At 67.4% G+C, this 17,261-nt stretch carries 18 protein-coding genes; 2 read left to right on the top strand and 16 right to left on the bottom strand.

Annotation, left to right across the window (positions count from 1 at the left end; genetic code table 11):
* Positions 1-61: 61 nt before the first annotated feature.
* From AC5RW2_RS12145 to AC5RW2_RS12070, 16 genes are all read right to left on the bottom strand, one after another.
* Positions 62-2,101, bottom strand: coding sequence for an NHL domain-containing thioredoxin family protein (locus AC5RW2_RS12145; RefSeq protein WP_494025299.1), 2,040 nt, complete (start codon positions 2,099-2,101; stop codon positions 62-64).
* On the bottom strand, positions 2,098-4,299 hold the full coding sequence (locus tag AC5RW2_RS12140; protein WP_494073978.1) for a bifunctional copper resistance protein CopD/cytochrome c oxidase assembly protein: 2,202 nt from the start codon (positions 4,297-4,299) through the stop codon (positions 2,098-2,100). Before AC5RW2_RS12140 ends, AC5RW2_RS12145 begins: the two co-directional genes overlap by 4 nt.
* Entirely contained in the window at positions 4,292-4,948 is a 657-nt protein-coding gene (locus AC5RW2_RS12135; RefSeq protein WP_494073977.1) for a copper resistance CopC family protein, read from the bottom strand. Before AC5RW2_RS12135 ends, AC5RW2_RS12140 begins: the two co-directional genes overlap by 8 nt.
* 49 nt (positions 4,949-4,997) lie before the next feature.
* The gene (locus AC5RW2_RS12130) at positions 4,998-5,609 is read right to left on the bottom strand and encodes a hypothetical protein (RefSeq protein ID WP_494000728.1); all 612 of its coding nucleotides are present in this window, start codon (positions 5,607-5,609) and stop codon (positions 4,998-5,000) included.
* Between the two features lie 145 nt (positions 5,610-5,754).
* Positions 5,755-6,039 carry an HU family DNA-binding protein gene (locus AC5RW2_RS12125; protein ID WP_136785733.1) on the bottom strand — a complete coding sequence of 95 codons (285 nt, stop codon included), beginning with the start codon at positions 6,037-6,039 and terminating at the stop codon, positions 5,755-5,757.
* 417 nt (positions 6,040-6,456) lie between these two features.
* Entirely contained in the window at positions 6,457-6,762 is a 306-nt protein-coding gene (rpsN, locus tag AC5RW2_RS12120; protein ID WP_127512988.1) for a 30S ribosomal protein S14, read from the bottom strand.
* Positions 6,763-6,764: 2 nt separating this feature from the next.
* Positions 6,765-6,932, bottom strand: coding sequence for a 50S ribosomal protein L33 (gene rpmG / locus AC5RW2_RS12115; RefSeq protein WP_127512989.1), 168 nt, complete (start codon positions 6,930-6,932; stop codon positions 6,765-6,767).
* Positions 6,932-7,168 (bottom strand): 50S ribosomal protein L28, encoded by a 237-nt coding sequence (rpmB, locus tag AC5RW2_RS12110; RefSeq protein ID WP_136785732.1) that lies wholly within the window; start codon positions 7,166-7,168, stop codon positions 6,932-6,934. Before rpmB ends, rpmG begins: the two co-directional genes overlap by 1 nt.
* A 412-nt stretch (positions 7,169-7,580) precedes the next feature.
* Positions 7,581-8,072: a MarR family winged helix-turn-helix transcriptional regulator gene (locus AC5RW2_RS12105; RefSeq protein ID WP_494012910.1), complete on the bottom strand. Its 492-nt coding sequence runs from the start codon at positions 8,070-8,072 to the stop codon at positions 7,581-7,583.
* A gap of 79 nt (positions 8,073-8,151) precedes the next feature.
* The gene (locus AC5RW2_RS12100; protein WP_494000730.1) at positions 8,152-8,931 is read right to left on the bottom strand and encodes an SGNH/GDSL hydrolase family protein; all 780 of its coding nucleotides are present in this window, start codon (positions 8,929-8,931) and stop codon (positions 8,152-8,154) included.
* Positions 8,932-8,979: 48 nt separating this feature from the next.
* On the bottom strand, positions 8,980-9,318 hold the full coding sequence (locus AC5RW2_RS12095) for a YnfA family protein (protein ID WP_494000731.1): 339 nt from the start codon (positions 9,316-9,318) through the stop codon (positions 8,980-8,982).
* A gap of 40 nt (positions 9,319-9,358) precedes the next feature.
* Positions 9,359-10,714, bottom strand: a complete 1,356-nt coding sequence (locus AC5RW2_RS12090; protein WP_494000732.1) for a transaminase — start codon at positions 10,712-10,714, stop codon at positions 9,359-9,361.
* Positions 10,715-10,744: 30 nt separating this feature from the next.
* Complete coding sequence (locus AC5RW2_RS12085) at positions 10,745-11,542, bottom strand: ABC transporter permease (RefSeq protein WP_494000733.1); 798 nt, start codon at positions 11,540-11,542, stop codon at positions 10,745-10,747.
* A gap of 11 nt (positions 11,543-11,553) precedes the next feature.
* Positions 11,554-12,489: an ABC transporter permease gene (locus AC5RW2_RS12080; protein ID WP_494000734.1), complete on the bottom strand. Its 936-nt coding sequence runs from the start codon at positions 12,487-12,489 to the stop codon at positions 11,554-11,556.
* Positions 12,489-13,652 carry an ABC transporter ATP-binding protein gene (locus tag AC5RW2_RS12075; RefSeq protein ID WP_494000735.1) on the bottom strand — a complete coding sequence of 388 codons (1,164 nt, stop codon included), beginning with the start codon at positions 13,650-13,652 and terminating at the stop codon, positions 12,489-12,491. The genes AC5RW2_RS12080 and AC5RW2_RS12075 overlap by 1 nt, the downstream gene beginning before the upstream one ends.
* Positions 13,652-14,875: an ABC transporter substrate-binding protein gene (locus AC5RW2_RS12070; RefSeq protein WP_494000736.1), complete on the bottom strand. Its 1,224-nt coding sequence runs from the start codon at positions 14,873-14,875 to the stop codon at positions 13,652-13,654. Before AC5RW2_RS12070 ends, AC5RW2_RS12075 begins: the two co-directional genes overlap by 1 nt.
* A 371-nt stretch (positions 14,876-15,246) precedes the next feature.
* On the opposite strand from AC5RW2_RS12070, the gene AC5RW2_RS12065 reads away from it, so the two are divergent.
* Both AC5RW2_RS12065 and AC5RW2_RS12060 read left to right on the top strand, forming a co-directional pair.
* Positions 15,247-15,741, top strand: coding sequence for an Lrp/AsnC family transcriptional regulator (locus tag AC5RW2_RS12065; RefSeq protein ID WP_494000737.1), 495 nt, complete (start codon positions 15,247-15,249; stop codon positions 15,739-15,741).
* Between the two features lie 74 nt (positions 15,742-15,815).
* Positions 15,816-17,204, top strand: coding sequence for an aspartate aminotransferase family protein (locus tag AC5RW2_RS12060; protein ID WP_494001304.1), 1,389 nt, complete (start codon positions 15,816-15,818; stop codon positions 17,202-17,204).
* The last annotated feature ends 57 nt before the right edge of the window (positions 17,205-17,261 follow it).

Below are 17,261 nucleotides of genomic sequence, written 5' to 3'. Positions count from 1 at the left end.
GCCGGAGGCGGACAGGCTGTCCTGTCCGCCTCCAGCGTTGTCAGTCCTGCCGCGCGGCCGCCTAGTTCAGCCCGCGCAGGTCCAGGGTCATCTCGCCGGTTCCGGAGCCAATCACCACGGGGATGCCCCAGTCCTGCTGGTACAGGTGGCAGGCGGCATGGTCCGGGATCTCGCCGCCGGGTTCGCCGTCGCAGGCCGCCGCCCGTGCGGTGATGTGCAGGACGCCCTCCGCGACCTCGTCGGACAGCACCAGTTCGCGCACCAGCCCCACGGAGGTGCCGGCGCCGGAAACCAGCAGGTTTTCCGGCGAAGAAGAGATCTTCAGCTGCGTCGGGTCTCCCCAGCGGTCATCCAGCTTCTGGCCGGTGGGGGCCGCGAAGCGGACGGTCAGTGCCAGCGGCCCGGCCGAGACCTCGGTCTTGGGCCGCTGCGTCTGCGAGGCCCCCTCGTCCACCTTCAGGGCTTCCCGGGGGACGGGAAGCCGGACGAGCTGGTGCTTGTTCGCTTCCACCACCAGCAGCAGCGGCTCGCCTCCCCCGACCACCGCAGAGGTGTCCAGCATGACGTCGGACGGCTCGGCCAGACCGCGCGCCAGGGTGGAGACGGTCCCGCTCACCGGGTCGTAACGGCGTACCGCCCCGTTGTAGGTATCCGCCACGGCCACCGAGCCGTCCGGCAGGACGGCCACGCCCAACGGATGCTGCAGCCGCGCCTCGGCTGCCTCCCCGTCGCGGAATCCGAAGTCGAAGAGACCGGTGCCGACGGCGGTGGAGACGTGCGCCCGCTGCTCGCCCTTGACCTCCACGAAGGAAATCTTGCGCAGGGCCGACGTCTCCGAGTCCGCGACCCAAATGCCTCCTGCCGCGTCCTCGGCCAGGCCCGACGACTGGGCGAACCAGGCCGCGGTGGCCTCGCCGTCCTGCAGGCCTTCCAGCCCGGTACCGGCAAGGATGGCGACGGCGCCGGAGGCCGGGTCGAAGGTGAAGATCTGGTGCACGCCGGCCATGGCGATCACCACCGCCTCCAACCGGGTCGACCACAGGACGTCCCACGGCGAGCTGAGCGAGACGGCGAGCGGATCGGCGGGAAGCTGCTCCCGGCCCGATGCGATGGCTTCCGCCAGTTCCTCCCCCAGCGCTTCCCCGGAAGCCGCTTCGTCCGCCACGGATCCGGGACCGGCTTCGGCGAGCCCCGGCGCGGTGCGCTGGGAGCCGGCATCGAGCAGCCGCTGCACGCCGCTGCCGGCGATCGTGGTCACCTCGCCGGTGGCCAGGGACAGGCCGCGGAGGCGGTGGTTCACGGAGTCGGCGACGACGACGTCGTAGCCCGCCTTCCCGCGGATTCCTTCCGGAAGCAAGGCCACGCCCTGGGGCTCGTTGAACTGCGCGGCATCGGCCGGCCCGTCCTGCCAGCCCTTCACGCCCGAACCGTAGGTCCTGAGCACGGTCGACAGGTCCGCGGCCAATTCCACCAGCCGGTGGTGGCCGGTGTCGCTGACCAGGAAGGACCCGCCGGCGGAACCGACACCGTCGGGCAGCGGAATGGCCTTGCCCGGGAAGCGCAGGTCGCCGGCGGTGGTTTCCGCGGGCACGTACGGCCCGTCGCCGCGGTGCAGCGTGCCCTTGGCTTCGTGTTCGGCCACCAGCTCTTCCACCAGCGACGCCAGGCCGCCCGAGTGGCCCTCTCCGGACAGGTGCGCCACGATGTAGCCCTCGGGGTCCACGACCACCAGCGTCGGCCACGCCCGGGCGGCGTAGGCCTGCCAGGTGTCCAGCTCCGGATCGTCGAGTACCGGGTGGTGGATTTCGTACCGCTCCACGGCCGCGGCCAGTGCCACGGGGTCGGCTTCGTGCTCGAACTTCGGGGAGTGCACCCCGACGGTGACCAGCACGTCCTTGTACTTTTCCTCCAACGGCCTCAGCTCGTCCAGCACGTGGAGGCAGTTGATGCAGCAGAAGGTCCAGAAGTCCAGCAGCACAATCTTGCCCCGCAGGTCTTCCAGCCCCAGCTGCTTGCCGCCGGTGTTCAGCCAGTTGCGCCCCACCAGGTCCGAGGCACGGACCCGGTAGTTGCTGCGGATGGTGTCGGCTGCCTCAGTCATCTGGTTTCTCCTTGTGTCCGGCCGGCGTCATCCGGTTCCGGAACGGGCGGCTGCCCGGTGGTGGTTGTCGGAAGTTCATGGTCGCCGGAGTCCGTGCCGGGCCCCGCGGCAGGCCTTGCTGCCCCCGGCGGGACCAGGCGTGCATCCTGCCGGGCCATCTTGGCAAACATATCGTTATAAGCCGCCAGTTCGGCGTCGTTATTCCTATCGGCCGAACGATCTTTACGCTTTGTTTCCCGCGCGTCGGACCGCGACCAGGCAATGGCCACTCCGACGGCGATGCAGAGGGTGGGTATTTCCCCGATGCCCCACATGATGGCCCCGCCCAGCTGCTGGTCGTCCATGGCCGGCAGTCCCCACTCGCGTCCCATGCTGCCGAACCAGGAGGCCTGGATCAGGGCCGTGGAGCTGGTCAGGGCAACGCCGAAGAATGCGTGGAAGGCCATCGTCGCGAACAGCAGCAATAGCCGCAACGGGTAGGGCGCGCGCCGCGGCAGCGGATCCTGGCCGATCATCGAGAGGATGAACAGGTAGCCGGTGAGCAGGAAGTGCAGGTTCATCAGCTCGTGCCCCACGTGCTCGCGCAGGGCGAAGCCGAACAGCGGCGAGTAGTAGAAGATGATGATCGAACCGGCGAAGTTCGCCGCCGCGAAGAGCGGATGGGTGATGACCGCGGAATACTTTGAATGCACCAGCCAGAGGATCCATTCGCGCAGGCCCTTGCTGCCGTCGCGGCGCGGCGGCAGCGCCTTCAGCGCCAGCGTGACCGGCGAGCCCAGGACGAGGAACAGCGGCACCACCATGGTCAGGGCCATGTGGTCCAGCATGTGCGCACTGAACAGCACCATCCCGTAGACTGCCGGCGCCCCCGACGTGACATAGGTGAGCGCCAGCAGGCCGACGATCCAGCTGATGGTCCGGGCCACCGGCCAGCCGTCGCCGCGCCGGCGCAGCCTGGCGGCCGCGACCAGGTAGGCGATGCCGGTGACCAGGGCGAACGTCACCCACAGCCAGTCCCACCGCCAGACGGTCAGCCAGCTGCTCCCGACCAGTTCCGGCGGCAGTTCGTAACCGGTCAGGATGCGCGCCGGGGACGCGTCCGGCGGCAGTTCCTCGGGCGTCGGCGGCGCCGTGCGGGCCAGGGCCGTCGCCACGCCGAAGACCGCCGCCATGATGAGGAGTTCGACGGTGATGAGCTGCCACAGGACGCGCTTGCCGGACTTCGTTGCGAGTTCGGGGATGATCCACTGCCGGTGCATGAAGCCGATGGCCCCCAGCAGCAGCGTGGCGAGGGCCTTGATCACCACGAGCACCCCGTAGGGGGTGGAAAGCTGGTCCAGCGAGGTGATCCGAATGGACGCGTTGATGATGCCGGAGAAGAACACCAGGCCGAAGCTGATCAGTGCCAGCGATGAGTAGCGACGCAGCACCTGCCCGGTGATGTCTCTGGTGCCCAGTGTCCCGGAAATGACCGCGAGGACGATGATTCCGCCCACCCAGAGGCAGGCACCCAGCAGGTGCAGCCCGATCGAGTTGACGGCCCCGTAGTGATCGTCGCCGCCGGCCGAGTGCCCGATCAGGGCCATCGGCAGCAGCCCGCCGATGGTGGCCAGCGCCAAGGTGGCGGCCAGCCCCGGGAGGGAGCGGAGGCCGAAGATCAGCGTGGCCACGACGGCGGCCACTATGGTGATGGCGAGCCAGGCCTGGCCGGTCCCGATGTCCGTCATGAAGCCGATGAATCCGGCGGTGTAGTTGGCGTCCCCGCTCACGGGCAGCCCGGCGACGTCGGAGAAACTGAAGACCAGCACGGCCATGGCCGCCAGCGTCCAGACGACGGCGGCGACCGCGGCCAGCCGCAGCGCGGCCGTGAAGGCGGGATGCTCGGGGCCCTGGTCGCCGTTGCCCGGCCTGCGGCCGGGACGCAACTGCCGGGGAAGGATGCCGACGGCGAAGAGCAGCGCTGCGATGACGGCTGCCAAAGCCGTGTTGTTGGCGGCCTTGGCCACTGGCAGCGCCCATCGGGTCAAGGCGCCGGGGTCGGAGAGCTGGCGGGTGGCGGCCGCCCCGGAGTACAGCAGGGCTGCCGCCAGCGCCAGGACCAGGACGACCGCACCGGCCAGGAGCCATCCCCTGCCGATCCCGTCGGCGGTGATTGCCGCAGGACGCCGGTCAGCCGCAGGGGTCAGCCGCTCAGCCACGACCGCCAGCGCCTCCGCCCCGCTTGCTCATCACGAAGGCGGCCAGTCCGGCCAGGATAGCCAGCGTGCCGGCGCCCAGCGCGAGGAACAGTCCGGCGCCGCCGGCACCGTCCTCTTTCCCGGCAGCCTCGGCGGTGCCGCCGGCCGCGGCTGTGGATGCCGGGGCCGAGGCCGTGCCGCCGGCCGCAAGGGAGAATTTTGTGGTTCCTTCGATCGGATGGCCGTCGCTGGAGACGACCCGCCAGCCCAGCTGGTAGTCGCCGTCGGGCATCCCGTCCTGCAGGGGAATGGTGACCTCACGGCCGCCGAGCACGGGTGCTCCGGCGGCCCAGTCGGTGCCGGCGCTGTCCAGGACCTGGGTGGTGGTGCCGATATCCATCACATTCGCGCTGAATTCCAGCACGATGCTCTCGGGCTGGACGTCGAGGACGGCGCCGTTTTCCGGGGTGGATCCGATCAGTTCGTCGTGGGCCGCGGCCGGGCGCGCCAGCGTCAGCGCCGCCGAAAGCCACAGCAGCATGGCGGCCAAGGCGGCCGCGAGCAGTCGGCGCAGGGCCGCCTGCCGGGCGAGGCGTCGGGCGTCGTCACGGCGCTGCCTGGCTGCCGAAGACCCGGAGGCGGCAACGCGGACGGGTGCAGGGGTGTTCATCAGGGGGTTCATCACGTTCTTTCGTCGGGGGATGCGCGGATGGCGCCGGTCAGAAAGCGTGATGCAGGGGCGGCCCCCGGTGCCGCAGCGAAAGCAGCGGCACTCCAAGCGCGGCGAGGGTACGGACAGTCCGTGCCCCGGGGCTGGCCAGCCTGGCCCGCGGTACCGGATGCCAGCCGTACAGCCGGCGCGGGATTGCCAACAGCACCGTTCCGGCCAGGGCCGCTGCAGCTTGCTCGCCGCGGCGCAGCAGCAGGACCGTTGCAACGGCAGCGGCAAGGTGGGCTGCCAGCATCGCCGGATCCTCGGCCCCGGCCGGCGGGGCCGGTGCGGCCGCCACCCAGTCGCCGGGAGGCAGCGCCGGGCCGTGGCCGGCATGGGCTCCCGCGCCGGGGGTCATTCCCGCCGGGGCGCCGTGGCCCGCCCGGAAAAGCAGGTGGTAGATGGCCTGGCTGCCCCCCACCGCGGCCAGCAGGCGCGGCCAGGACAATGACTTGCCGGCCAGGCCCACGCAGACCAGCCCGGAGAGGGCGAGGGACAGGGACCAGACGGCCAGGGCGGGCGCATGTCCCCCGCCGGCCAGATGCGACAACGCGGCGGCGGAGGTGGCCACGGCAGCGCCGAGCCAGCCGCGCAGCAGCCGCGCTTCCCGCTGGACCATGCCGAGTCCTCCGTCCCGATGCTTCCGGGCGTGCCTGTGGCGCACGCCCCGCCCGGCTATTTTACCGCCGGTAGAAGTTAAGGCGTTAAAGAGCAGGACCGCCACCGGTTGCCGGTGACGGTCCTGCGGAAGCCTGGTGGGAAAACTACTTCTTGGCGACAGCAGCCTTCAGCTTGGAACCAGCGGTCAGCTTCACGCTGTGGCCGGCCGGAATCTGGATGGATTCGCCGGTCTGCGGGTTGCGGCCGGTGCGGGCCGCGCGGTCGGTGCGCTCGACGGCGAGCCAGCCCGGGATGGTGATCTTCTCGCCCTTGGCGACGGAGGTCGCGAAGATGTCGAACACGGCGTCCAGGACACCGTTCACTGCGGTCTGGCTGGTGCCGGCCTTCTCTGCAACAGCTGCAACAAGTTCACTGCGATTGATAGCCAATTTTTGTCCTCCTGGACTGCTTCGGTTTGGTCAGAGCCTCCGCAGGCTGCGGAAAAGCTACTGAGCGAAAACTTACCAGCTTGGCCGCCCCGATCCGGCAAAATCCGCGGAATCTGGCGGAATTTTTAGCGAAATACCCCGATTTCGGGCCGATTCAGCCCCGCGGGGTCCGCTTTTTGCGCCGAGAGCATATGATGGGCCGTTTCCGCGCGCCGCGGCTGCCCCGGTTTCGTGTGGCACGGCTGGCGCGACACGATCACCGCTTCAGCGTGGGAGCTACGGCGATGGACTGTTCCAGCGGTCGATCACGGCCCTCGTTCTCCCCGCTGCCTGCCGGAGCGCTCCGGGCATGGCAAAGGCGGCGGCCCTGCTGGACCGCCGCCTTGATGCAGCTTCACCGGGAAGCCGGCCGGATTTCTACCAGCTGGACTTCTTGATGCCCGGCAGTTCGCCGTTGTGCGCCATGGTACGGAAACGCACGCGCGAGATTCCGAACTTCTGGAGCGTGCCGCGGGGGCGGCCATCGATCTGGTCGCGGTTGCGGACGCGGACCGGGGACGCGTTGCGGGGCAGCTTCTGCAGGCCCAGGCGGGCCTCTTCGCGGGCCTCGTCGGTCGCGTTGGCGTCGACCAGGGTCTTCTTCAGCTCGGCACGCTTCGCGGCGTAACGCTCGACAACGACCTTGCGCTGCTCGTTGCGAGCAATCTTGGACTTCTTGGCCATGTTTAGCGCTCCTCTCGGAATTCGACGTGCTTGCGGATGACCGGGTCGTACTTCTTCAGGACAATGCGGTCCGGGTCGTTACGACGGTTCTTCCGGGTCACGTAGGTGAAGCCGGTGCCGGCGGTGGACTTCAGCTTGATGATGGGACGTACGTCCTTGTCCTTGGCCATTAAAGCTTCACACCCTTCGCGAGGAGCTCGGCGACGACAGCGTCGATGCCGCGGACGTCAATGGTCTTGATGCCGCGGGCCGAAACCTGCAGCGTCACGTTGCGGCGCAGGGACGGAACCCAGTAGCGCTTCTTCTGAATGTTCGGATCGAACCGGCGCTTGTTGCGGCGGTGCGAGTGCGAAATGCTGTGGCCAAAGCCGGGCTCGGCTCCGGTCACCTGGCAGTGTGCTGCCATGATCTCTCCTCCAGTTGTAGTAAATATTGACGGACTTGACGCAGAAACGTAAGTAAAGCGCCTGCGAATCTGCGTGTAAGAGCGCCCGCCACCAGTTGTGACACCGTTATTACTGCGACTTTCCGGAGGTGAACCTGGCGGGGTGAGATCCAGCCGAAGTGCCTCGCCGCGGGGAAGACGGTGAAGTCAGGTGCAATAAGCCGCTTGCCTCCCGGGGGAGGCGCGGCCTATCCGCGACCCTCAATTCTAGGTAAACACGGACGCCACACAACGTTGCCATCCCCCCGCCTGGGCAAGGGGGTGCCAAGTTGCGTGACTTAACGCCTTTCCATCTTAGGGGCAGCGGCGGTTTGGATCAAACCAACGGCCGGTCCCCGACGGCGACAGCGAACCGCGGCTCCGGGAGCAAGGCTCAGCTGTTCAGCCGCGGTTCGCGCAGCACCCAGCTGTTGGGCTCCAACTGCTGCACGATTTTCTTGCCGATGCGTTCCAGGTCCTGCACATCCCGGCGGTCCAGTCCGTCGAAAACCGCCTGCCGCACGGTTTCGACGTGCCCCGGCGCAAGGGCCACGATCGCGTCCATCCCCGCATCCGTGAGCAACGCCATGGTCACCCGGGCGTCATCGGCGCACTGCGCCCGGGTCACCCAGCCGCGGCCCTGAAGCTTCTTGACCACGTGCGAGAGCCGGGACAGCGAAGAATAGGTGCGGGAGGCCAGCTCGCTCATGGGCAGCGACCGGTCCGGAGCCTCGGACAACATGGCCAGCACGTTGTAGTCGAAGAGCGTCAGCTTGCCCTCCCGGTACAGCGGGGCGTCGAGGTTGCCCGGCAACAGGGTGGACACCGCCAGCAAGGCCAGCCAGGCCTGGCGTTCTTCGGGGTCGAGCCAGCGTGCAGAAGTCATGCCTCTATTCTGCCATAAAACTTGAGGCTTCAACTGTTAGGGCCGGCGGGCCGGCACTTCCGCTTCTGCCCGTACGGCACTAGACCCGTCCGGTGGTGTGGAGCCCCGTGAGTTGCGGGTACTTCGCGGTGAGCGAGTCCCCCGAGGACGTGCCGCGCAGCCGGCGTCCCATCCACGGGCCCAGGTGCTCCCGGGCCCACCGGACATTGGCGGCCATCGCGCGCCGGCGGGTCAGCGCCGCCAGGTCCGGCAGCGCCGGCAGGTCGATGATGTCCTCGGCCTGCAGCACTTCCAACACCTTCTTGGCCATCAGCGTGTGCCCGGCCGTGGACATGTGCAGGCGGTCGTCGTCCCAGTAACGCCAGTCGCGGAACTCGCGCATCCGCCAGTAGTCAACGATTTTCGCCCCGTGCAGGTCGGCGATCTCGCGCACCCACTCGTTGTAGATGGCGGTGCGGCCGCGGGTCTTGCTGAAGACCGCCGAGGCCACCGTGTCAAAGCCGGTGAACAGCACGACGTCGGCACCGGTGGCGGCCAGCTTGGCCACGCCGGCTTCGTACCCTGCCATCAGCGCGTCGATGTCCACCCGCGGGCGCAGGAGATCGTTGCCGCCGGCATAGAGGGTGACCAGGGTCGGTTGGAGCGCTACGGCGGCGTCGATCTGGTCGTTCAGTACCTGGGTGATCTTTTTGCCGCGGATGGCAAGGTTGGCATAGCCCCAGCCGGCATCGGCGAGCATCAGCTGCTCGGCTACCCGGTCGGCCCAGCCGCGTACACCATTGGGCAGGCTGGGATCCTTGTCTCCCACCCCCTCGGTGAACGAATCCCCCAAGGCCACAAAACGCTGCGCGAAAGTCACCGGACCAGATTAACAAAGAAACCGTTCCGGCAGCGGCCCGGCGCGGCGCTACGCGACGCTGCGCGGTGCGTACATGATGACGGCGACCCCGGCGAGCGCGAGGCCGGCGCCGATGAAATCCCAGCGGTCCGGCTGGAAACCGTCCAGCAGCATGCCCCAGGCCAGTGATCCGGCGATGAACACTCCGCCGTACGCGGCCAGCACCCGGCCGAAGTTCGCATCCGGCTGCTGGGCGGCGATGAAACCGTACAGGCCCAGGGCCATCACTCCCAAGCCGGCGAACCACCAGTCCCGGCCTTCGCGCACCGCCTGCCAGACCAGCCAGGCGCCGCCGATCTCCGCGACGGCGGCGAGGACAAACAGGATGGCGGATTTGGCGATCGTCATCCATCCAGTATCCCAAGCCGACGGCTCGGCGCCCGCCGCCTCAGCCGCCGGTCAGTTCCCGGACGGCTTCTTCGAAGACCTCGTGGTGCCGTTCGACGTCGGCGCTGGTGGTTTGCGGGCACATCAGGGCCATGTTGTGGAACGGGGTGAGCAGGATGCCGCGGTTGGCCAGGTACAGGTGCAGGAAGTCCTCCAACCCGCCGTCGTGGCTGGCCGCCGACTCCGTGCCGTTGCGGGGCGCCGGGTTGGCGAAGCGGTATTCGGCCCGCGCACCCAACCGGGACACCGACCACGGCAGCGAATACGTATCGATCACCCGCTGCACGCCGGTGGCGAACTCCGTGGCACGCGCGGTCATCGCGGCGAAGGCCTGGTCCGTCAGCACGTGTTCGAGCGTGGCCCGCATGGCCGCGACGGACAGCGGGTTTCCGGCCAGGGTGCCGCCCACGCCGCCCATGTCCACCAGGTCCAAATCGGCCCGGCCCAGTGCCCGTTCGGCCAGTTCCGCGCTGAGCCCGTAGGCGCCGCAGGGGATGCCGCCGCCGATGGATTTGCCGATCACCACCACGTCCGGCTCGAGCCCCCACGCCGCGGTCGCCCCGCCGGGGCCGGCGGAGAAGGTGTGCGTCTCGTCGATAATCAGCAGCGTGCCGTGCCGGCGGGTCAGTTCCCGCACGCCGTCCAGGTAGCCCGGCTCCGGCAGCACGATGCCGATGTTGGTCAGTGCCGGTTCCATCAGCACAGCTGCCACGTCTCCGTAGGCCAGCTGGCGCTCCAGGGCGGCAAGATCGTTGAACTCGGCGACCCTGCTGGTCTCCGTAACGTCCACCGGTGCCCCGACATTGCCCGGGCGGTTCATGCCCTCGCCGTCGGGTCCGGCCACGATCAGCGATTCGTCCACCGACCCGTGGTAGCAGTACGGGTTGAACAGGATCTTGCTCCGGCCGGTCAGGGCCCGGACCAGCCGGATGGCCCACCGGTTGGCATCGGTGGCGGTGAGCGAGAAGCTCCAGCGCTCCACGCCGAACCGGCGGGCCAGCTCCGCCCCCACCCACTCGGCGTCCGCGGTGGGCAGCATGGTGGCCAGTCCCCCGTCGTCGGCGGCACGCCGGATCATCGCCTCGACGGTGGGCTGCGGGGAGTGGCCGGCCATCGCGCCGGTGTCGCCCAGCGCGAAGTCCACGTATTCGAGTCCGTCCACGTCCCACACCCGGCAGCCGCGGGCCCGGGCGAGGTAGAGGGGGAAGCTGCCCGCCCTCTTGTTCATCCATGTCATCGGGACTTTCCCGAAGAGGTGGGACGCGCCGTCGTACAGTGCCTTGGACTGGGGATGCTTGGCCTCGAAGTCCTGCAGTTCGCGCGCGAACAGCACCGCCAGCCGGTTCCGGTCGATCATGAAGGGCTCCTAGTCAGCGAGTCGGGCGGGTCAGCGTGCCGCCAGCATCTTGGCGCGGCGGTGTGCGAGGATCTGCCCGCCGATCACGATCAGCAGCGCGATGATGAACATCGCCGAGCCGATCACGTTCGCCTGGGCGGGGATGCCGCGGGTGGCGGCCACGTAGATGAACTTCGGGAAGGTATCCACGTTGCCGGAGTTGAAGTTGGTGATGATGAAGTCGTCGAAGCTGATCGCGAAGCTCAGCAGGGCCGCCGCCACGATCCCCGGCAGCAGCAGCGGGAAGGTGACCCGCCAGAACGCCTGCATCGGGGAGGCATAGAGGTCGGCCGCCGCCTCCTCCAGCTTCGGGTCGAGGCTGGCGACCCGGGCCTTCACGGTGACCACGACGAAGGAAATGCAGAAGACGGTGTGGGCGATGATGATGGTGCCCTTGCCCAGCTCCGCGCCCACGTTCAGAAACTGCGCCAGCAACGAGGCGCCGAGGACTACTTCCGGGGTGGCCAGCGGAAGGAATATCAGCATGTTGGCGGTGGAATTGAACCGGAACCGGTAGCGGACCAGCCCGATGGCGATGGCCGTGCCCAGGAGGACGGCGATCACCGTGGCAACCGCGCCTATTTGGAGGCTGTTGCCCAGCGCCTGGCAGACTGCCGGGGCGCCGCACGGGTTGGTCCAGTTGTCCCACGTGAAGGCGCGCCAGGTGAGGTTGGTGCGCCCGGCGTCGTTGAAGGAGAACACGAAGACGTAGGCGATGGGGACCAGCAGGAAGACGAACGCCAGGCCGCCGAACACAGGGACCAGCCAGCGGCCGAAGGAGTTTTTCACGTCAGAGCCCCCTACAGCAGTTCTTTGGTGCCGAAACGGCGCACGTAGATGAAGACCAGGGCGAGGATGGCCAGCATCAGCACAAAGGACAGTGCCGAAGCGCCCGGATAGTCGACGATGCGGAAGAACCGGGAGTCGACGACCTGGCCGATCATGGTCGTGTTCTGGTTGTTGCCCAGCAGGGAGGCGTTGATGTAGTCCCCGGCAGCCGGAATGAAGGTCAGCAGCGTTCCGGCCATCACCCCGGGCATCGACAGCGGCAGCGTGACGGTCCTGAAGGTGGTGAAACCGTTCGCGTAGAGGTCGTTGCCGGCCTCGATCAGCCGGGTGTCCAGCCGCTCGAGGTTCGCGTAGATGGGCAGGGTCATGAAGGGCAGGAAGTTATAGGTCAGGCCGCAGACCACGGCGAAGGCGGTGGCCGTGAGCCGCCCGTCCTCCGGAAGCAAGGCGAACGCCCTGAGCACGGAGACCACCGGGCCCTCGTCGGCGAGGATCTGTTTCCAGGCCTGCGTGCGCAGGATGAAGCTGGTGAAGAACGGCGCGATGATCAGCACCAGCAGGATGCCCCGCAGCAGGCCGCGCCCGCGCAGCCTGACCGCGATCAGGTAGGCCATGGGATAGCCGATCAGCAGCGCCGCGGCGGTGGCGACCAGCGCGAACCCGAAGGAACGCAGCAACTCCGGCCAGTAGCTGCCCAGCACCCGCACGTAGTTGTTGAACTCCAGCGCCGGCACGAACTGGCCGATGTCGGCCCCCGGCGGCTTCGTGTAGAGCGAGGTCGCGAGCAGCGAGAACACCGGGAGCACAAAGAACAGCAGCAGGAAGAAGAAGCCGGGCAGGATCAGCCAATAGCCCATCCGCCCCCGGCGGCGTTCCTCCTTAAGCTCGCCGCTGCCGCGTCCCTGATCCGGCGCCGATGACGTGTCTGCGGTGGCCAGCGCACTCATCAGACACCGTCCTCGGGCGCCCCGTACTGCGGTTCCTCGTCGCCGTCGAGGCCGAAGGCGTGTTCCGTGTCCCAGCTGAGCACGACGGCGTCGCCCGGCTGGGCCAGCTGCTGGCCGTGGTTTTGGCTGAAGACGCCCACCGTGCCGATCCCGGCAACCTCTACCAGGTACTCGGTACTGACCCCGGTGAACGAGGTGTCGAGCACGGTGCCGCGCAGGACGTTGGCGGCTTCGGCCGGCGCATCGTCCGGCCACATCATCTTCAGCTTCTCCGGACGGATCCCGATCAGCGCCTTGCCCCGGTGCACGGTCGCGCGCTCCTTCAGCACGGCCAGCCGGTTGCCGTTGGCATTGACGACGACGGCGTCGCCCCGGTCCTCGATGATCTCCCCGGCGACCAGGTTGGATTTGCCCAGGAAGTTGGCCACGAACACGGTGCGCGGCAGTTCATACAGCTCGCGGGGAGCACCCATCTGCTCCACCTTGCCGGCGTTCATGACGGCCACGGTGTCCGCCATGGTCATGGCTTCTTCCTGGTCGTGGGTGACGTGGACAAAGGTCAGTCCGACCTCGGTCTGGATCTTCTTCAGTTCCACCTGCATTTGCCGGCGCAGCTTCATGTCCAGCGCGCCCAGCGGTTCGTCCAGCAACAGCACCGCCGGCTGGTTGACGATGGCCCGCGCCAGCGCCACGCGCTGCTGCTGACCGCCGGAGAGCTGGGCCGGCCGCCGTGCGCCCAGGTGCGACAGCTCCACCAGCGCCAGTGCCTTCTTCGCCTGCTCCTGGGCGTCGCGGACCTTGCGCCGGCGCAGCCCGAACGCCACGTTGTCCAGCACGCTCATGTGCGGAAACAGGGCGTAGTTCTGGAACACGGTGTTGACCGGCCGCTGGTGCGGGCTGGCCTTGCTGATGTCCTTGCCGCCGATGCTGATGCTGCCGGACGTGGGCTGTTCCAGCCCGGCTACCATCCGCAGGGTGGTGGTCTTGCCGCAGCCGGAGGGGCCGAGCAGGGCAAAGAACTGGCCCGCCGGAATGGTCAGGTCCAGGTCATCGACGGCCACGAAATCGCCGAACCGCTTGGTCACGGACGACAGCACCAGATCCGCGCCGCTGTCTTCGCCGACGGCGTGGGCGTGCTCTGTCCTCAGTGGTGCCTGGGTCATCAGTTGCCGATCGCCTGCTGGAAACGGTTGCCGAAGTCGGTTTCCTCGTCGGCCTCCAGGCTGCGGAAGACCTTGACCTTGGCCAGGTCTTCGTCCGTCGGGAAGATCAGCGGGTTGTCGACCAGTTCCGGGTCGATCTTCTCCATGGCTTCCTTGGCTCCCTGCACCGGGCAGATGTAGTTCACGTAGGCCGCTACGGTCGCCGCGTTTTCCGGATCGTAGTAGAAGTCCATCAGCGTTTCCGCGTTCTTCTTGTGCGGCGAGCCGATGGGCACCAGCAGGTTGTCCGACCACAGGGTTCCGCCGGCCTCGGGGAGCGCGAATTGCCACTTGTCGCCCTCCTCGAAGTTCAGCTGCGTGATGTCGCCGGACCAGCAGATCACCGCCAGCGCGTCGCCGGAGATCAGGTCTTCCTTGTAGGAGTTGCCCTTGACCTGACGGATCTGGCCGTCGGCGATCTGCTTTTGCAGGACCTCCAGGGCGGCGTCGTATTCGCTCGTGCCCCAGTCACCGGAAATGTCCACGCCGTTGTCCAGCATGAGCAGGCCCATGGTGTCGCGCATCTCGTCGAGCACTTCCACGCGTCCCTTGAGCTCGGGCTTCCACAAATCGGATACCGTCCGCAGCCCGCCCGGGACCGCTTCCTTGTTCCAGGCAATGCCCGCGTATCCGGACTGCCAGGTCAGGGAGTTCTTCCGGTCCGGGTCGAAGTCCACGTTCTTCAGGGTCTCCAACAGGTTGGCCGCGTTCGGGATGTTCGCGTGGTCCAGTTCCTGGGTGTAGCCGAGCCGGATCAGTCGTGCCGCCATCCAGTCGGTGAGCGTGATGATGTCCTGTCCAATGTCCTGCCCGGCGGCGAGCTGGCCCTGGACCTTTCCGAAGTACGTGTCGTTTCCGTCGATGTCCTCGGAATAGTTGGCCTGGATCCCGGTTTTCTTGGTGAAGGCCTCCAGCGACGGGTAGGTCTGGCTGGAGTCGTCGTAGTCCAGGTACAGGGTCCAGTTGGCCCAGTTGACTTCCTTTTCCTGGTCCGACAGGTCTTCCGCCGGGGACAGCGCACCGGCCGAGCCGGTGTTCGACGAGCCGCCCGTGCCGCCCGTGCCACACGCAGCGAGCAGGCCGGCCAAAGTCAGTCCGCCGGCGCCCATCAGGACGTTCCGGCGGGACATTTGCGCAGCGATCAGGCGTCGCAGGCGTGGGTCTTCAGGTAGTCGTTTCGGCATCTGGTGCTCCTGTTGACGGATCGGGCCTCGCTGGTGCGTCGATACTTGCAGACCGCAGAGACCCCGACAATAGTTTCAGTTGTAAATTTTTGGTTACACGACGAAATCCGAAGCATGCCCCGCTGCCTGCACGTGGATTGTCCCCTCCCGGAGGGCGCATCCGCGAAGTATGCACCCGGCGGACGGAAGGGCCGCACGCGAAAGCTGAAGTGAGCTGCTTCACAAACAGATAGTAGCCTCTAGTTCTGCGTATATCGATAGCCTCCGCGGCGAATCTTTTCGGATTCAGCACTTGCGCTCTCATCACACAACGGATTCAATAGTCAGCAATCCCTGCCGGTGGCGGGTATTCGCTTAGGAGGTGGATACGCTTGACCTTGCTGCCCAGTGCCGGCCACGGCCTCATCGGCAACGGCCACAGCCCTGCGGTTGACGAGGTCTCCAAGGCCATCATCGAGCAACTGCAGGAAGACGGCCGGCGCTCCTACGCCGCCATCGGCAAGGCGGTCGGGCTCTCCGAAGCAGCCGTCAGGCAGCGGGTGCAGAAGCTGATCGACTCCGGCGTCGTGCAGATCGTCGCGGTCACCGACCCGCTGCAGCTGGGGTTTGCCCGGCAGGCCATGCTGGGCATCAAGACAGCTGCCGACCTGCTGGAAGTGTCGGACAAGATCGCCGAACTGGACCAGGTGCACTACTGCCTGGTCACCGCGGGCTCGTTCGACATTCTGGCCGAAATCATTTGCGAAAACGACCAGGATTTGTTGCGGCTGGTCAACCGGATCCGCGGCATTCCCGGTGTCCTGAGCACCGAAACATTCATGTATCTCTCTCTGCGCAAGCAGGAATACAACTGGGGAACCCGATGACACAGACATCAGCATCGCCAAGCACCAGCCTCCCGGGCCAAGGCACGCCCGCCGGCACCACGACCGACGCCCCGATGCGCCGGACCTACACCACTCCGATGGGAACGGACCGCCAGCAGGCGGCCCGCGACCACCTGTGGATGCACATGGCCCGACACTCACCACTGGTTGCCGGCGGCAACGTACCGGTGATAACCCGCGGCGAGGGCCACCTCATCTACGACGACCAGGGCCGCGAATACATCGACGGCCTGGCCGGGCTCTTCGTGGTCCAGGTGGGCCACGGCCGCGAGGAACTCGCGCAGGCGGCCGCCCGCCAGGCCAAGGAACTGGCCTTCATGCCGCTGTGGTCCTATGCCCACCCGGCGGCCATCGAACTGGCCGAACGCCTGGCGCACCACGCCCCGGGCGACCTGAACCGGGTCTTCTTCACCACCGGCGGTGGCGAAGCCGTGGAATCCGCGTGGAAGCTGGCCAAGCAGTACTTCAAGCTGAAGGGCAAGCCCAACAAGACCAAGGTGATCTCCCGCGCCGTCGCCTATCACGGCACCCCGCAGGGAGCGCTTTCGATCACCGGCATCCCGGACATGAAGGCACCCTTCGAACCGCTGGTGCCCGGCGCCTTCCGTGTCCCCAACACAAACCAGTACCGCGCGCCGGCGGGCCTGGAAGATCCGAAGGCCTTCGGCCGCTGGGCCGCGGACCGGATCGGCGAAGCCATCGAGTTCGAAGGCCCGGACACCGTGGCCGCGGTGTTCCTGGAACCGGTGCAGAATTCCGGCGGCTGTTTCCCGCCGCCGCCCGGGTACTTCGAGCGGGTGAGGGAAATCTGCGACGAGTACGACGTTCTGCTGGTTTCCGACGAGGTCATCTGCGCGTTCGGCCGGATCGGTTCCATGTTCGCCTCCACCGACTTCGACTACGTGCCGGACATGATCACCTGCGCCAAGGGCATGACCAGCGGCTACTCGCCGATCGGCGCGATGATCGCCTCGGACCGCCTGTTCGAACCGTTCAAGCATGGCGACACGACGTTCTACCACGGCTACACCTTCGGCGGGCACCCGGTCTCGGCCGCCGTTGCCATGGCCAACCTGGACATCTTCGAACGCGAGGGCCTGAACAACCACGTCAAGGAGAACGCCCCGGCCTTCCGCAAGACGCTGGAAAAGCTGCTGGACCTGCCGATCGTCGGCGATGTCCGCGGCGAGGGCTATTTCTACGGGATCGAACTTGTCAAGGACAAGGCCACCAAGGAGACGTTCAACGACGAAGAGTCGGAGCACCTGCTGCGCGGCTACCTGTCCAACGCGCTGTTCGACGCCGGCTTGTACTGCCGGGCGGACGACCGTGGAGACCCCGTAGTCCAGCTCGCTCCGCCGCTGACCATCGGACAGCGCGAATTCGACCAGATCGAGCAGATCCTGCGCTCCGTCCTCACGGAGGGCATGAACCACCTCTGACCGGCAGCAGGAATCCCGGGGAGGGGGCCTTCCCGGAAACGGCAGGGCGGTGGGTGG

It is taken from the genome of Arthrobacter sp. B0316-1-20, from assembly GCF_059091865.1.
This window is presented reverse-complemented; position numbering and strand designations above follow the sequence as displayed.

Excerpts from the sequence above, each read along its gene's own strand:
- AC5RW2_RS12105 (WP_494012910.1), bottom strand. The coding sequence starts at position 8,072 with ATGACTTCTGCACGCTGGCTCGACCCCGAAGAACGCCAGGCCTGGCTG.
- rpmG (WP_127512989.1), bottom strand. The coding sequence starts at position 6,932 with ATGGCCAAGGACAAGGACGTACGTCCCATCATCAAGCTGAAGTCCACC.
- AC5RW2_RS12070 (WP_494000736.1), bottom strand. The coding sequence starts at position 14,875 with ATGCCGAAACGACTACCTGAAGACCCACGCCTGCGACGCCTGATCGCT.
- AC5RW2_RS12090 (WP_494000732.1), bottom strand. The coding sequence starts at position 10,714 with ATGATCGACCGGAACCGGCTGGCGGTGCTGTTCGCGCGCGAACTGCAG.
- AC5RW2_RS12130 (WP_494000728.1), bottom strand. The coding sequence starts at position 5,609 with ATGGTCCAGCGGGAAGCGCGGCTGCTGCGCGGCTGGCTCGGCGCTGCC.
- AC5RW2_RS12060 (WP_494001304.1), top strand. The coding sequence starts at position 15,816 with ATGCGCCGGACCTACACCACTCCGATGGGAACGGACCGCCAGCAGGCG.
- AC5RW2_RS12135 (WP_494073977.1), bottom strand. The coding sequence starts at position 4,948 with ATGAACACCCCTGCACCCGTCCGCGTTGCCGCCTCCGGGTCTTCGGCA.
- AC5RW2_RS12095 (WP_494000731.1), bottom strand. The coding sequence starts at position 9,318 with ATGACGATCGCCAAATCCGCCATCCTGTTTGTCCTCGCCGCCGTCGCG.
- rpmB (WP_136785732.1), bottom strand. The coding sequence starts at position 7,168 with ATGGCAGCACACTGCCAGGTGACCGGAGCCGAGCCCGGCTTTGGCCAC.
- rpsN (WP_127512988.1), bottom strand. The coding sequence starts at position 6,762 with ATGGCCAAGAAGTCCAAGATTGCTCGCAACGAGCAGCGCAAGGTCGTT.
- AC5RW2_RS12080 (WP_494000734.1), bottom strand. The coding sequence starts at position 12,489 with ATGAGTGCGCTGGCCACCGCAGACACGTCATCGGCGCCGGATCAGGGA.
- AC5RW2_RS12145 (WP_494025299.1), bottom strand. The coding sequence starts at position 2,101 with ATGACTGAGGCAGCCGACACCATCCGCAGCAACTACCGGGTCCGTGCC.
- AC5RW2_RS12075 (WP_494000735.1), bottom strand. The coding sequence starts at position 13,652 with ATGACCCAGGCACCACTGAGGACAGAGCACGCCCACGCCGTCGGCGAA.